At 70.2% G+C, this 15,437-nt stretch carries 11 protein-coding genes; 7 read left to right on the plus strand and 4 right to left on the minus strand.

What is annotated here, in order from left to right:
* Positions 1–22 precede the first annotated feature (22 nt).
* From AB0G47_RS26635 to AB0G47_RS26650, 4 genes are all read right to left on the minus strand, one after another.
* Positions 23–883 (minus strand): aldolase/citrate lyase family protein, encoded by an 861-nt coding sequence (locus AB0G47_RS26635; protein WP_360774734.1) that lies wholly within the window; start codon positions 881–883, stop codon positions 23–25.
* On the minus strand, positions 861–2,057 hold the full coding sequence (locus AB0G47_RS26640) for a Glu/Leu/Phe/Val dehydrogenase dimerization domain-containing protein (RefSeq protein ID WP_360774736.1): 1,197 nt from the start codon (positions 2,055–2,057) through the stop codon (positions 861–863). Before AB0G47_RS26640 ends, AB0G47_RS26635 begins: the two co-directional genes overlap by 23 nt.
* An 8-nt stretch (positions 2,058–2,065) precedes the next feature.
* Complete coding sequence (locus tag AB0G47_RS26645) at positions 2,066–3,334, minus strand: NAD(P)/FAD-dependent oxidoreductase (RefSeq protein ID WP_360774739.1); 1,269 nt, start codon at positions 3,332–3,334, stop codon at positions 2,066–2,068.
* Positions 3,335–3,694: 360 nt separating this feature from the next.
* A complete protein-coding gene (locus tag AB0G47_RS26650) occupies positions 3,695–6,700 on the minus strand; it encodes a BTAD domain-containing putative transcriptional regulator (protein WP_360774742.1) in 3,006 nt (1,001 codons plus the stop codon).
* Between the two features lie 345 nt (positions 6,701–7,045).
* Here AB0G47_RS26650 and AB0G47_RS26655 point away from each other — a divergent pair, with 345 nt between their 5' ends.
* From AB0G47_RS26655 to AB0G47_RS26685, 7 genes are all read left to right on the plus strand, one after another.
* Positions 7,046–8,110 (plus strand): glucose-1-phosphate thymidylyltransferase, encoded by a 1,065-nt coding sequence (locus AB0G47_RS26655; protein WP_360774744.1) that lies wholly within the window; start codon positions 7,046–7,048, stop codon positions 8,108–8,110.
* Positions 8,111–8,156: 46 nt separating this feature from the next.
* Complete coding sequence (gene rfbB, locus AB0G47_RS26660; RefSeq protein ID WP_360774747.1) at positions 8,157–9,140, plus strand: dTDP-glucose 4,6-dehydratase; 984 nt, start codon at positions 8,157–8,159, stop codon at positions 9,138–9,140.
* Positions 9,141–9,171: 31 nt separating this feature from the next.
* Positions 9,172–10,476 carry a lipopolysaccharide biosynthesis protein RfbH gene (gene rfbH, locus AB0G47_RS26665; protein ID WP_360774749.1) on the plus strand — a complete coding sequence of 435 codons (1,305 nt, stop codon included), beginning with the start codon at positions 9,172–9,174 and terminating at the stop codon, positions 10,474–10,476.
* Positions 10,477–10,546: 70 nt separating this feature from the next.
* The gene (locus tag AB0G47_RS26670; RefSeq protein ID WP_360774752.1) at positions 10,547–11,944 is read left to right on the plus strand and encodes an NDP-hexose 2,3-dehydratase family protein; all 1,398 of its coding nucleotides are present in this window, start codon (positions 10,547–10,549) and stop codon (positions 11,942–11,944) included.
* A complete protein-coding gene (locus tag AB0G47_RS26675) occupies positions 11,941–12,924 on the plus strand; it encodes a Gfo/Idh/MocA family oxidoreductase (protein ID WP_360774754.1) in 984 nt (327 codons plus the stop codon). Before AB0G47_RS26670 ends, AB0G47_RS26675 begins: the two co-directional genes overlap by 4 nt.
* A gap of 116 nt (positions 12,925–13,040) precedes the next feature.
* A complete protein-coding gene (locus AB0G47_RS26680; protein WP_360774757.1) occupies positions 13,041–14,351 on the plus strand; it encodes a cytochrome P450 in 1,311 nt (436 codons plus the stop codon).
* A 56-nt stretch (positions 14,352–14,407) separates the two neighbouring features.
* Entirely contained in the window at positions 14,408–15,421 is a 1,014-nt protein-coding gene (locus AB0G47_RS26685) for an isocyanide synthase family protein (protein WP_360774760.1), read from the plus strand.
* The last annotated feature ends 16 nt before the right edge of the window (positions 15,422–15,437 follow it).

Here is a 15,437-nt window from a genome sequence, read left to right on the forward strand (position 1 = left end):
CCTGTTGTTTTCCGGTCGGGTTTCAGTCACGCGGCACGCCGCGCAGCGAATCGGGCAGACGGTCGAGGTTCACCATGTTGCACCAGGTGCTCGCCGGCTCACTGATGTCGTGGAGCGCGCCGTATTCCTCGCCCGCCTTGGTCAGCATGAAATGCAGATCGCTGGCATGGCCGAGGAAGGTGAATCCGCCCTCGATCCGGTTCCGTACGCTGGCGGCGTCACGGCAGAGGGTGCCCAGCGGCACGCCGGCCTCGCGGCAGGCGTCGGCCACCGTGCGCACGGCGTCCTGGAACGCCGGCTCCTCGCTCCAGAACTTCGCCGGCAGGCCGAGCGACAGATGGAGGTCGTTGGGGCCGATGAAGACCAGGTCGATGCCCTCGACGTCGAGGATCTCCTTGATGTTCGCCAGGCCCTCGGTGGTCTCGATCTGGACGCCGACGAGAATCTCGTCGTTGGCCTCGGCGATGTAGCCGGGGCCGCTCGTCGCGAAGCCGACGTGCGGCACCATGCCGCCGCCACCGCGCTCGCCCTTGGGCGGGAAGCGGGCGAAGCGCACCGCGTCCGCCGCCTCCTTCGCGGAGTTGACCATCGGCACGATCACACCCTGGGCGCCCGCGTCGAGCGCGTGCTTGATGTGGTCGACCGTGCCCGCCGCGACCCGCGCGATCGGGGTGATCTCGCCGCCGCTGAGATCGGCGATCACGCCGAAGATGTGGCTGGCGGTGGTGTGGTCGATGGGCGTGTGCTCGAAGTCCACGAGCATCCAGCGGAACGAGCCCTGCGCGACCAGGAGTCTGGTCGAGTTCACGTTCTGCAGCTGGAGCCAGGTGCCGACCGCAGGGCTGCCCTGGCGGATCAGCTCAAGCGTCTTGTTCTTGCGCATCAGCCTGTGTCCTCTTCCGGTTGTTCACGTGCAGGCCATGGTTGATAAGAAATTCTTCGATCCGCTCGGTGATCGACGTGAATATCGACTGCATCGTCTCCTGATCGGATCGTTCTGTCTTCATCAGTTCACCGAACAGAATCGCCGCGCCCGCATTGGACACCCATTCCGGAATGATGGTGATGCCCTGTCGGTTCCAGTACGAACGGACTTCGTCGGTGGCGAAGGCATTGTTGGCCCCGCAGACCACCACCTGCCCGGAACTCTTCACGAACTCCTGCATGACCGCGTCGGTGAGTGCGTACCGGGTCGCACAGGGCGTGAGCACTTCGGGTGCGGCGGCGGCGACGAAATCGACGAGCAATTCCTCGTCGGGCTGGTCGGCACCTCGCGGAACCCATTTCCATCCGCGGAGCGGATTGTCCTGTACGAGGTCGCCGAAGGGCTTCTCGCCGCCCTGGTCGGCGGCCCGGCGGCGGAGCAGCTCCTCGACGTCGATTCCGTCGGGGTCGATCAGGAAGCCGTCCTTCTCGCAGATGCCCGTGACGAGGCCGATGCCGCGCGAGGTGAGCGAGTGCGCCGCGTTCGATCCGACGCTGCCGAACCCCTGGATGGCGACGCGCGGTGTGCCGCCGGCCGACAGGCGGATCGCCTCGGCGACGGAGTGTCCTGTGGCGGCCTCGTCGACCGTGGCGTGGTCGTTCCAGGGCAGCGCGAGGCGCTGCGGAACGACCTGCGCCTGCGAGGGGATTCCGGCGTACCGGGCCAGGGTGTGGGCCATCGCGACGAACGCCGTCGGCAGGGCGAGATCCTCCCGCGCGATGCGCTCGATCGCCTCCCTGCTGGTGTAGAGGTCGGCCCCGGTGCTCCACTCCTCCGCGATGACGTCACGGTGCGCGATCATGAACCGGCGCAGGACGCCTTCGGCCTCCGGCGCTGTGGGGTCGAACCGGATTCCGCCCTTGCCGCCGCCGAACTGCGGGCGCTGCAAGGTGTTCTTCAGGGTCATGGTGGCCGCGAGGTCGGCCACTTCCGACAGCGTGACGTTCGGGTGCATGAAGAGGCCCCCTCCGGAGACCCCTCCCTCCAGGCTGTGGATGACGAGCCAGCCCTGTGCCTCGGTCTCGTCGTCCCGCCAGTGGAACACCTTCGCGAAGCGTTGAGTCGTGCTCACGTCGTGGTTCACCCTCCGGTCGGCTGCTGCTGTGCGATCGCCCCGGGTGCGCGGCGTTCGCCTGAGTAGATGTCGAGTGCTTCCTGGTAGCTGGGGCTGACGAAGTTGACCAGGGCGGGCAGCGGGGGCACGTCGGAACGGCCGGGGGCCGGTCCGGTGCCGCTCAGCTCCACGTAGTTGGCCAGCGAGAGGGCCGAAGCGGCCTCGTGCTCCGGTACGCGTTCGCGCTGGAACTCGGCAAGGACCGCGCCCTGGTCCTGCGGCCATTTCTCCAGGAGCCGCTCCAGTACGGCGCAGTCCTCCAGGCCGAGGTTGACGCCCTGTCCGAGGAACGGCGCGACGGTGTGCGCCGCGTCGCCGAGCAGCAGGACCGAGCCGTCGTGGACGACCGGGGAGCAGGTCACGACGGAGATCGAACTCACCGGCGCCCGCGAAGGATCGGGCTCGGCGAGGCGGATCCGGTCGGCCTCGTCGGGGAAGTCGCGCCGCAGGAGGGTGAGCACCGCCTCGTCCGTAGCGAGGTCGGCGAAGGTCAGCGCGCCGTCCCGCGGCAGTACGAGCGTGCAGCGCAGGGAGCCGTCGCGGTTCGGCAGGCCCACCATGAAGTAGCCGTCGCGTGGCCAGATGTGGATGGCCGACGAGGGCCGCGGCTCGGCACCCTCGCCGCCCTCGGCGAGGATCGTGACCTCCCGGTACTCGGCCCCCACCTGCTGCTGCCTGCTCTGGGTGAGACCCTGCTCGGCGAGGTGCCCGCGGACCGCGGAGTGGGTCCCGTCGGCGCCGACGAGCAGGTCGTAGTCGGCGTGCCGCGCCCGGCCCGACCGGTCGACGAAGGAGACCCGCCGGGCGCCGAAGTCGACCCCCGTGCACTCCGTTTCGAAGGTGAACCGGACCGCGGGCGCGGCGTCCGCGTTCTTCATAAGCAGCAGGTTCAGGTCGTTGCGGTCGATCGACAGGGTCTGCCAGTCGTCACGTCCGTACCCCGCGACGCTGACCTCGCCGTCCAGGCCGTGCCGCGCGCGGCTGTCCATCGGCACCACGAGCCCGGCCAGTTCGGCACGGGAGCACTTGCCGTCAAGGGCGTCGACGCCCCTCGGCGACAGCGAGAGGTTGATCGTGCGGCCGTCGTAGCGCAGTCCGCTCGTCACGTAGTGCGGGCGCTTCTCGTACACCTCGACGGTGTAGCCGCGTGCCGCGAGGATCTGGGCGGCGAGACAGCCCACCGGTCCCGCGCCGACCACCACCGCCCTGCGGGCGGGCATGCGTGTATTCGTCAATGAAGACAATGTGAGGTCACCAAGCTCTTCTGTCCGATGTCCGCCGGATTCTCAGGCGGAGCTTTTGGATCCGGGGTGTGATCGGACCGAGAATGAATGTCCGGAAGAAGGCGCCGAAGCCGATGTGTACGGAACTCCGCCCGGCCCGGACGCGAAATGCTGATAGAACCCGGCTAAGGTCGTCATCCGCCTCTCAGAACTCATTCTCACCAACGTCTCGACCCTAACCCGACACCTTCTTCCGCCGGTGCGTTCGACCATGAAGAGAGCGTGGGATCGCCTCGCCGGAGATGCCTCGATATAGCCGTCGAGTCGCGCGTTCGACTGCGGCTGATACCCGGTTGAACGACGCGAGCCGATTCAGCCCGCGCGGCTGGGGAAATTGCTGGGGCCCGGCACGCTGCTCGGCCCGCCCGCGGCCCCGTCCTCGGCCGGATCCAAGCCGTCTTCGCCCTCTCTGGCGTGCGCGATGCCGTCCAGCGCGATGAGCAACTCCCGCCGCAGTCCGATCCGTTGGGCGAGCTGCCGGGCCTGCTGGTGGTGCCCCTCGCCCAGGGCGCACTCGCCCCGGTCGCGGTGCACCGCGCCGATGACGTTGTGGACGAAGGCCGTGACGGCCGGACGGCTGAGGCTGCGCAGGAGTTCGAGCGCGGCATGTCCGGCCACCAGCGCCTCGGCGTGCCTGCGCTGGCGGCGGTAGACGTCCGCGTACCGGGCGAGGACCGATGCCTGGCCGTACGGCGTCGCATAGCGCCGGGCCAGCACGGACGCCTCGGCGAGGCGCTCAAGGGCGACTTCGTACGCGCCGCCCTCGGCATGCGCGGTGGCCTCGCCGGTGAGACCGACGATCTCGCCGTACGGGTCGCCGATCCGCCTGCTGTTGAGGATCATCAGCCGGCTGGTCTGCAGCGCCTCGCCGTGCCGGCCGAGGGCGAACTGGGCCTCGCCCAGGGAGGCGAGGGCCGCGCCCTCCTCCCTGCGCGCGCCCGCCCGGCTAAAGATCACCAGGGACCGGTGCAGGAACAGGATGGCGTTCTCGTACTCACCCATCGTGTTGTGGAACAGGCTGATCCTGCTGAGGCAGAACGCGATGGCAAGGCTGTCCCCCAGGCGCTCGGCGATGGCCAGCGCCTCCTGCGCGCACGCCAGGCCTTCCTTGACGCGCCCCAAGTACCAGTACGGCGTTGCCAGGTTCGTCAGCGCCTCGGCCTCCAGCTCCGCGTCGCCCATGCGGCGGGCGGCGGCCACGGCCCGGTGCAGCACGTCCAGTTCGTCCTCGGCGTGGCCGCGTACGCGCAGATAGGGGGTGAGCGTCTGCGGCAGCCTGGCCACATGCGCGTCGAAACCGGCCTCCTCCGCGTGGACAAGGGCCGCGAGGAGGTTGGCCCGTTCCGTCTGGAACCAGGCGAGTGCTGCCTCCCGGTCCGGCAGCGGCGGCAGCACATCGGGACGGCGGGAGAGCTCGACGCCAAGCCGCTCGCGGTCCGGCTGGATCACCGAAGCGGCCTCGTCGGCGGCGCAGAGGTAGTAGTCGAGCAGCCTGGTCCGCGCGCGATGGGCCGTCGCGGGGTCCACCTGCGCGACGTCGCGGGCCAGTGAGCGCACCAGGTCGTGGAAGACATAGCGGCCCGGGGTGCGCTGGATGAGCAGCCGGGCGTCGAGCAGATCCTCGAGGAGCAACTCCGCCGAACCCAGCGGAAGTTCGGCGAGCGCTGCCACCGTATGTCCGTCGAAGTCCGTGCCCGGGTGCACCCCGAGGAGCCCGAAGAGCTGCTGGTGGCGTGCGGGCATCGAGGCGCGCGACAGCTCGAGGACCGCGCGGACGCTGCGGTGCTCGGCCACCAGCTCGCCGAGCCGGGGCACTTCGCCCGCAAGGCGGCCGACCATGGAGGCGATCGTCCACTGGGGGCGGTTGCGCAGCCGGGACGCGGCGATCCGCAGGGCCAGCGGAAGCTGCCCGCACAGGGCGACGAGCTCCGCCGCGGGCTCCGGTTCGGCGAGCACCCGCTCACGGCCGAGCACCCCGCTCAGGAGCGCGAGCCCGTCGGCCGGTGTCGGCAGGGGCAGCGGCAGCGGCACCGCCCCGTCGAGCCCGGCGAGGCGGGAGCGGCTGGTGACGAGCACCAGGCAGCCGGGGCCGCCGGGCATCAGCGGGCGCACCTGGTGCGAGGTCGCGGCGTTGTCGAACAGGAGCAGCAGGCGTCGCCCCGCGGTCATGCCGCGCCACAGGCTCTCCCGGTCCGCGAGGTCGTCCGGGATCCGCTCCCCCGGCACCCCGATCGCCCGGAGCAGGGTGGCGAGGGCGGTGCGCGGCGCCACCGGTTCGAAGCCCGGGGTGAAGCCGTGCAGGTCGAGGAAGATCTGGCCGTCGGGGAAGCGTCCTGCCAGGCGGTGTCCGGCGTGCACGGCCAGGGTGCTCTTGCCGCTGCCGCCCATCCCGTCGATGGTGATGACCTTCGTGGGCTCGTCGACGCCGTCCGGGACGTTGGAGAACAGCCACCGCATCTCCGCCTGCCGGCCGGTGAAGTCGGACAGGTCGTGCGGCAGGGACCGCGGCTCCTTGAGCGGCGCCTCGGAGATCGGCGGCCGCGGGGCCTGGGGCGCCGGATCGTAGAGATCCGGCTCGTTGCGCAGGATCTGCTGATGACGCAGGTCGGCCTCGGGCCCGGGGTCGATGCCGAGCTGTTCGGCCAGGAGCGTACGCAGGTCGTGGTAGACGCGCAGTGCGTCGGCCTGCCGGCCCACCCGGTACAGCGCCACCATCAGCAGAGCGCTCAGGGACTCCCGCAGCGGATGCTCGGCGACCAGGTTCCGCAGCTCGCCCACCGCGTCGTGCGCGCGCCCCTGTTCGACGCGCAGCTCGAGCAGCCGCTCACGTGCGCCGAGGAGCCGCTCCTCCACCGCGGTCGCGGCGGACTCAAGGAGCGGGGTGCGGCTGTCCGGGAGCACGCGCCCCCGGTGCAGGCTCAGGGCCGCTTCCAGGACGGCGACCTCGTCGTCGATGTCCTCGCAACGGCGCGCGAGGGCCAGGTACTTGTCGAAGCGGGTGAGGTCGAGCTGATCGTCATCGACGACGATCCGGTATCCGGGTCCTTCGGTGATCAGGAAGTGCTGTCCGCCCGGAATGCGGGAGCGCAGGTCGGCGACGACCTTACGGATCTGGTGCTCCGCCGTCGCGGGCGGTGCCCACTCCCATACGGCGTCCACGAGCCTGGACATCGGAACGATCCGGTTGGCCTCGAGCAGCAGAGCGGCCAGCACACCGTGCGACCGCTGGCCGCCAAGGCGCAGCTTCTCTTCTCCGTCCCACACCTCGAGCGTCCCCAGGACACCGAACCGGACGGCACCCCCCCGTGCGGCCATCATGGTTGATCACCCTACGGGAATGCCGCGGCCCGGGAAGATGAAGGTCGAACAACCAACTGGCCTGCTGTTCAAGGCTGTTGGGGCCGCTCAGGGCTGAACTTGAACGTCCTTGACGGAAAAGCGGGCCGCCAAGAATACTCGGCCATCGTCGGTGATCTGCGCCCAGCCGTGGACGGCCATTCCCGCCTCCACGCCGCATGGGCATCCCGGGCGGGCACGCGCTTCGTTCGCCGCCCCGACCCTCCGGCCGACACTTCCGCAGCGCTCCCGCCCACCTCCGCACCGAGGTCGACGCGGCATGCGCCACCGCCTACGCAAGATCGCCGAAAGCCGGGAGAATCTCTCATGAAGGCACTGGTGCTTTCGGGCGGGTCCGGGACTCGCCTCAGGCCGTTCAGCCACTCCATGCCCAAGCAGCTCATCCCCATCGCCAACAAGCCCGTGCTCGCCTATGTCCTGGAGAACATCCGCGATCTGGGCGTGACCGAGATCGGGATCGTGACCGGCGATCGCGGCGACCAGATAGCCGCGGCCATCGGTGACGGCTCCCGGTTCGGCGTCCGCATCACCTATCTGCGCCAGGACGCGCCCCGGGGTCTCGCGCACGCCGTCACGACGGCACGCGACTTCCTCGGCGACGACGACTTCGTGATGTACCTCGGGGACAACATGCTGCCGTCGGGGATCGCGGACGCCGCCGCCAGATTCCGTGCCCGCCGCCCCGCCGCCCAGATCCTGGTCCACAAGGTGCCCGACCCGCGCGCCTTCGGGGTGGCCCAACTCGACGAGGACGGACGGGTGTTGGCGCTCGTCGAGAAGCCGCAGGAGCCGTGCAGCGATCTCGCCCTGATCGGCGTCTACTTCTTCACCTCCGTCATCCATGACGCGATCGACGCCATCGTGCCGAGCCCGCGCGGCGAGCTGGAGATCACCGACGCCGTCCAGGAGCTCGTCGGGCGCGGCACCCCGGTCCAGGCGATCGAGTACGACGGCTACTGGAAGGACACCGGCGACGTCGAGGAGGTCCTCGAGTGCCACCGCAAGGTGCTCGAAGGCCTGCGGCCCGACACCGGCGACGCGGACGTGGTCGACAGCGAACTGATCGGCGCCGTCGTCCTGGAGAGCGGCGCCCGCGTGGTGCGCTCCCGCATCGAGGGACCCGTTGTCATCGGCGCGGGCACCCTCGTCGAGGACAGCAGCATCGGGCCCTGCACCTCGGTCGGCAGCGGCTGCGTACTGCGTGACACGGGCCTGCGCGACTCCATCGTCCTCGACGGTTCGAGCGTCACCGGCGTGCACGGCATCGGGGGTTCGCTGATCGGCCGTGCCGCGTCGGTGACCGCCGCGGACAAGGGCCCGCGCCACCGGATCGTCATCGGCGACCACGCCGGGGTCGAGGTGGCCGTCTGATGCCTTCGCAGAACTCACGACGACCCACTCGAGAAGGCAGGACGGCATGAGGATCCTGGTGACCGGCGCGGCCGGATTCATCGGCTCGCACTTCGTACGCACTCTCCTGAACGACGGCTACGCCGGCTGGGAGGGCGCCCGGGTGACCGCCCTCGACGCCCTCTCCTATGCGGGAAACCGCGACAACCTCCCCCCGCACGACCCGCGTCTGGACTTCGTCCACGGCGACATCTGCGACCGGGACACCCTGATGGACGTGCTCCCCGGGCATGACGCGGTGGTGCACTTCGCCGCCGAGTCGCACGTCGACCGCTCCGTGGAGTCCGGCGCCCCGTTCGTCCGCACCAACGTGGGCGGCACCCAGAACCTCCTCGAGGCCTGCATCGCCACCAAGGTCGAGCGGGTCGTGCACGTGTCGACCGACGAGGTGTACGGCTCCATCGCCGAGGGCTCCTGGACCGAGGAGTGGCCCTTGCAGCCCAACTCCCCGTACGCGGCGTCGAAGGCGGCCTCCGACCTGATCGCCCGCGCGTACTGGCACACCCACGGCCTGGACCTGTCCATCACGCGGTGCTCCAACAACTTCGGGCCCCACCAGCATCCGGAGAAACTCGTCCCGCTCTTCGTCACCAATCTCCTGGAGGGCCTGCCGGTGCCGGTGTACGGGGACGGTCTGAACGTGCGGGAGTGGCTGCACGTCGACGACCACTGCCGGGCCGTGCACCTCGTGCTTCAGGGCGGCAGGGCCGGCGAGATCTACAACGTCGGGGGCGGCAACGAACGCACCAACCTCGCCGTCACCGACCTGCTGCTCGACCTGTGCGGCGCCGACCGCTCCGCCATCCGGCACGTCACGGACCGCAAGGGCCACGACGCCCGCTACGCCCTGGACGACACCAAGATCCGCGAGGAGCTCGGGTACGCCCCGCGCATCGGCTTCGAGGAGGGCATGGCGGCCACCGTCGACTGGTACCGCGAGAACCCGGCCTGGTGGAAGGCGTCCAAGTACAGCGATCCGGAAGGCCGCTGACATGGCCCACACGCAAGGAGAGGGCGATCCCATGGGTCAGCGCAAGGAGCTCATCCTGGAGTCGGTGCGCAAGTACCACCAGGAGGCCCAGGACCTGAAGCCGTTCGTCCCTGGCGTCACCGAGATCTGGCCGTCCGGCGCCGTCCTGGCGGCCGAGGACCGGGAAGCTCTGGTGGAGGCCGCGCTGGAGATGCGGATCGCGGCGGGGCGCAGCTCCCGCAAGTTCGAGTCGTCCTTCGCCCGTTGGATGGGCCGGCGCAAGGCGCATCTGGTCAACTCCGGTTCGTCCGCGAACCTGTTGTCGGTGGCCGCCCTGATGTCGCCGCAGCTGGAGGAGAGCCGGCTGCGGCCCGGCGACGAGGTCATCACGGTCGCCGCGGGCTTCCCGACCACCGTGAACCCGATCCTGCAGAACGGTCTGGTCCCGGTCTTCGTCGACGTGGACCTCGGCACGTACAACACCACGGCGGACCGGGTGCGGCAGGCCATCGGCCCCCGGACCCGGGCCATCCTCATCGCCCACGCGCTCGGCAACCCCTTCGAGGCCGCCGAGCTCGCCCAACTCGCCGAAGAGCGCGAGCTGTTCCTCATCGAGGACAACTGCGACGCGGTCGGCTCGCTCCACCACGGGCAGCTCACCGGCACCTTCGGGGATCTGTCCACCGTCAGCTTCTACCCGGCGCACCATCTGACGACCGGCGAGGGCGGCTGCGTACTGACCTCGAACCTCGTCCTCGCGCGCCTCGTCGAGTCACTGCGCGACTGGGGACGTGACTGCTGGTGCGAGCCCGGGGAGACCAACCGCTGCCTCAAGCGGTTCGACTACCAGATGGGGACGCTGCCGGAGGGCTACGACCACAAGTACATTTTCTCGCACGTCGGTTACAACCTGAAGGGCACCGACCTCCAGGCGGCCCTGGGTCTCAGCCAGCTCGGCAGGCTCGACGAGTTCTGCGCCGCGCGGCGCCGCAACTGGCGCCAGCTGCGCGACGGCCTGGACGGCGTGCCCCATCTGGTGCTGCCCCGCGCCACCGAGGGATCCGACCCGAGCTGGTTCGGCTTTGCCCTCACCGTCGAACCCGACGCGCCGTACAGCCGTGCCGAGCTGGTCGACTTCCTGGAAGGCCGGAAGATCGGCACCCGGCGGCTCTTCGCGGGCAACCTCACCCGCCACCCCGCCTACATCGGCACCAAGCACCGCATCTCGGGGGACCTCACCAACAGCGACATCATCACCGAGCAGACGTTCTGGATCGGGGTCTATCCCGGTCTGACCGAGGAGATGCTCGCGTACGTCGTCCAGTCGATCCGGGAGTTCACCGCGACGCACGGCTGACCCGCGACCACGCGACCCGCGCAGGCTCCATGCCGCGCTCCATCTGCCAGGGACGTCAGGAGTCCTCCCCATGCAATCCCTACAGATTTCCGGCCCGCGCCTGGTCCGGCGGATCGACCACACCCTCGCCGGCCGGCTCGCCCTCTCGACGGCATCGCCGGGCACCATGCTGCCCACGGGCGAGTTCGCGCACTGGCTCGGCGGGCGGCGCGCGGCGCACGCCTTCCGGACCGAGCGCATCCCGTTCGCCGCGCTCGACGCCTGGACGTTCCAGGAGGGTACGGGCAATCTCGTGCACCGCAGCGGCCGCTTCTTCAGCGTGGAAGGGCTGCACGTCACGGTGACCGGCGACGCGGGCACCGAACAGTGGCACCAGCCGATCATCCGGCAGCCCGAGGTCGGCATCCTCGGCATCCTCGCCAAGGAGTTCGACGGGGTCCTGCACTTCCTCATGCAGGCCAAGATGGAGCCGGGCAACCCGAACCTGCTCCAGCTCTCCCCCACCGTCCAGGCCACCCGCAGCAACTACACCAAGGTGCACCAGGGTTCGGACGTGCGGTACCTGGAGTATTTCACCCAGCCCGACCGGGGCCGGGTGCTCACCGACGTGCTGCAGTCGGAGCACGGTTCCTGGTTCTACCGCAAGAGCAACCGCAATGTGATCGTCGAGGCCATCGGCGACGTCCCGGACCACGAGGACTTCTGCTGGCTCAGCCTCGGCCAGCTCAATGAACTGCTGCGGTGGGACAACGTCGTCAACATGGACTCGCGCACCGTGCTCGCCTGCATTCCGGGCGGCGCGGGCGCGGAGAGCAGCGCGCTGCACCCGGACGCCGACCTGATGTCCTGGTTCTGCTCGGAGCGCAGCCGGCATGTCGTCACCGCGGAGCGGGGCGCGCTGCGCGACGTTCCCGGCTGGGAGTGCTCAAAGTGGGCGATATCCCATGCCGAGCAGCGGTTCTTCCGGGTGGTGGCGCTGTCGGTGGAGGCCGGCAACCGTGAGGTGGCGCGCTGGACACAGCCGCTGTTCGAGCCCGTGGACACCGGGGAGATCGCGTTCGTGGCCCGCCGGTTCGACGGCGTGCTGCATGTCCTTGTCGCGGCCCGCGTCGAGGGCGGGTTCCTCGACACCGTCGAGCTCGGGCCCACGGTGCAGTGCATCCCCGGCAACGTGGCGCACCTGCCCGAGGAGCAGCGCCCCGCGTTCCTCGGCACCGTCGTCACCGCCACCGCGTCCGATGTGCTGTACGAGGCGGTGCACTCCGAGGAGGGCGGACGGTTCCTCAACGCCGAGAGCCGCTACCGCGTCGTCCTCGCCGACGAGACCCAGGCGCCGACGGATCCCCCGGCCGGGTTCCACTGGGTGACGCCCGATCAGCTGGCATCGCTCGTGCAGCACGGGCACTACCTCAACGTGCAGGCACGCACGCTGCTCGCCTGCCTCCGCACGATCGCTCCCACCGCATGACCGCCGCCCCCACCGGGGCGGCTCCGCTACGGGTCGGTGTGCTCGGCTGCGCCTCCGTCGCCCGGCGACGTCTGATGCCCGCCCTGGCGGCCCTGCCCGAGACCGAGTTGACGGCGGTCGCCAGCAGGGACGCGGGCCGCGCACGGGAGTTCGCGGCCCTGCACGGCTGCCGGCCCGTGCACGGGTACGCGGCGCTGCTCGCCCGCGACGACATCGACGCGGTGTACATCCCGCTGCCCGCCGCCCTGCACGGGGAGTGGATCGCCGCGGCGCTGCGTGCGGGCAAGCATGTCCTCGCGGAGAAGCCGCTGACCACGAGTGCGCAGCGGACCGCGCAACTGCTCGCCGAGGCCCGCGACCGCCGCCTGGTGCTCATGGAGAACGTGATGTTCCTCCACCACGGCCAGCACGCGGCGGTGCGCGGACTGGTGCACACCGAGCGGGTCATCGGTGAACCGCGGTTCCTGCGTGCGGTGTTCGCCGTGCCGCCGCGGCCCGCCGACGACATCCGGTACCGGGCGGACCTGGGGGGCGGGGCGCTGTGGGACGTGGGCGTGTACCCCGTGCGTGCCGCGCTGCATCTGCTCGGTGACGGTCTTACGGTGTGCGGCGCGGCCCTGTCGCAGGCCGCCGGGTACGAGGTCGACACCTCCGGTGCCGCGCTGCTGCGTACGTCGACCGGGGTCTTCGCCCATCTGTCGTTCGGCCTGGAGCAGGCGTACGCGTCGACGTACGAACTCTGGGGCAGCGAGGGCCGCATCGTCCTGGACCAGGCGTTCACCCCGCCCGCGGACCATCGCCCGCTGGTGCGTCTGCAGCGCGCCTCCGGCACCGAAGAGATACGGCTCGACGCGGAGGACCAGGTCGCCGCCACGGTGCGCGCGTGGGTGGCGGCCGTGCGTTCAGGAACCACGCCGGACATCGGCACGCTGCGGCAGGCCGAACTCCTCGACGAGATCAGGCGGCACGCCGACGGCTGAAACTGCGTCAACTGCCCTTCCCTGCCTCTCTGTTCCCCCCTCCTTCCCCCCACACACAGTCTCGGCCGCCGCACGTCCGCGGCAGGTCACCCCACCCGGAAGGAACCAGCACACCCATGTCTCTTCCCGAGCCATTGCCCCTGTACGGCCCTGAGTACAAGACCGACCCCTATCCGCTTTACAGCAAGCTGCGCGACGAGGGACCCGTGCACCGGGTGCACTTCCCCAGCGGCGTCGACGCATGGCTGGTCACCGGCTACGCGGCGGCCCACCAGGCGCTCAACGACGACCGTCTGGGCAAGAACCACGACCTCGGCAACGACGCCTGGCGCTCGCGTGCGGCGATCATGCCCGAGCCGCAGCACTCGCAGCTCCAGGCTCATCTGCTGCACCAGGACCCGCCGAAGCACACCGTGATGCGGCGCCTGGTCACCGAGGCCTTCGCGCCGCGTGCCATGGAGCGGATGCGCGGCCGGATCGAGGAGATCGCGGCGGAGCTGCTCGACGCGGCGGTCGGCCGCCCCGGCGCGGACGCGCCGGTGAGCGGTGTCGTCGACGTGGTCGACGCGTTCGCCGCCCACTTCCCCTTCCGGGTGCTCGCCGAGGTCATCGGCCTTCCGGCCGACCTGGCGCGGCGCTTCGACCGCGACTGGGGGAAGGTCGTGCAGCCGGTCGGTCCTTCCGATCCCGGGCGCCCCGCCTACGAGGGCCGGCTGCGCGGTCTGCAGGCCTATATCGCGGAGGTGACGGAGGAGAAGCTCCGCAACCCCGGCGACGACCTGCTCACCGCGCTGGTCACGGCGCGCGACGAGGGCACGATCAGCAAGGAGGAGACGGACTCGATCGTCTTCCAGCTCCTGGTCGCGGGACAGGAACCGGTCACCAACCAGATCACCACCTCGCTCATCGCCCTGCTGCGCCACCCGGAGCAACTCCGGCGCCTGCGCGCCGCGTTCGACGGATCGGGGGATGACGACCCGGGCCTGCCGGCGCGTGCCGTCGAGGAACTCCTCCGCTACGACAGCGCGTTCGAGCTGACCACCTGGCGGTTCTTCGCCGAGGACTCGGACCTGCACGGCACGGGCGTCCCGGCCGGCGACTCGGTGATCGTCTCGCTGAGCGCCGCCAACCGCGACCCGGAGCGCTTCCCCGACGCCGACACCCTCGACCTCGACCGCAGCCCCAACCCGCATCTGGCCTTCGGCCACGGCATCCACTTCTGCCCCGGCGCCTCACTGGCCCGTATCGAACTCCAGATCGCCATCAAGGCGTTGCTGACCCGCCTTCCGCAGCTGCGGTTCGCCGTCGACGACGCCTCGCTGGTCTGGATCTCCGCCGTACTGGCGCGCGGCGTCAACGAACTTCCCGTCGCCTACGGGCCGCAGGATCCGCCGCCCGCCGCCTCCGGCTGCCCGGTGCGGCATTGACCGGATCCGCACCGCTCCTCTCAGCCAGCACACAAGCCCCAGAAAGCGAGCACACAGTGTCCTCTGCCTCCTCTTCTGCGTCCCCTTCTGCCTCCTCCTCCCTCTTCGAGTCCGAATCCGCCGAGACCCGGCAGATCACCCACGAGATCCTGTCCCTGCTGCTTCCGCATCGGCGTACCGTCGAGGCCGACGCCGAGCTCGACACCACCGACGCGTTCCCCGAACAGCTCCTTCAGATATCGGGGCTCGTCGGCCGAGGTGAACCGGTGCTGTTCACCCTGCCGGGCTTCCCGTGCAAATCTCCCAACACCGCGAAGGTCTTCAACCACCTGCCGGACCAGGGCGAGTTGCTCGCCCTGCGCTTCCTGGACTCGCTGTGCGCCCGGATCGGGAAGGTGTACGCACCGGGCGCCCGCGTCCTGATCTGCTCCGACGGGCACATCTTCGGCGATGTCATCGGCGTCCCCGACGAGCACATCGACGCCTACGGCGACGCCTTGCGCGACATGATCAGCAGCGAGGGAATGGCCGAGCACCTGGCCACCTTCGATCTGCGTGACGTGTACGGCACCACGCTGTCGTACGACGAGAAGCGCATGGCCACCACCGACCGCTATGCGCCGACGATCGAGGACCTGCGGGCCGAGGTCCGTGTCGACGAGTCGACGCTGCGGATGTATCGCGGCATCACCCGCTTCATGGTCGAGGACACCGCCGGCTGGGAGGGCACCAAGTCGGCCCTGCAGCGCGATGCCCGGAAGCGTGCCTACGAGGTCATCCGGCGCAGCCGGGCCTGGGGCGAGCTGATCGCCGAGCACCACCCGCGTACGGTGCGTCTCTCCATCCACCCGCAGAACCGCGGCGAGGCCAAGTTCGGCATCCGGCTGCTCGGCGCGGCCGACGCGTGGACCACGCCGTGGCATTCGGTGCCGCTGCGCAGGGCCGACGGCGGCTGGGAGCTGATGCACCGCACGGCGGCGGAGCAGATCGGCCGTGAGGTCCAGCGGGACGGGCGCCCGAGCCACTTCGAGGCCCTCGACGGCTCCGACGACGTGGCCGTCGCCGTGTAGTAACGCGACCGTCCCC

Source organism: Streptomyces sp. NPDC021622 (genome assembly GCF_040640795.1).
Lineage (GTDB): Bacteria > Actinomycetota > Actinomycetes > Streptomycetales > Streptomycetaceae > Streptomyces.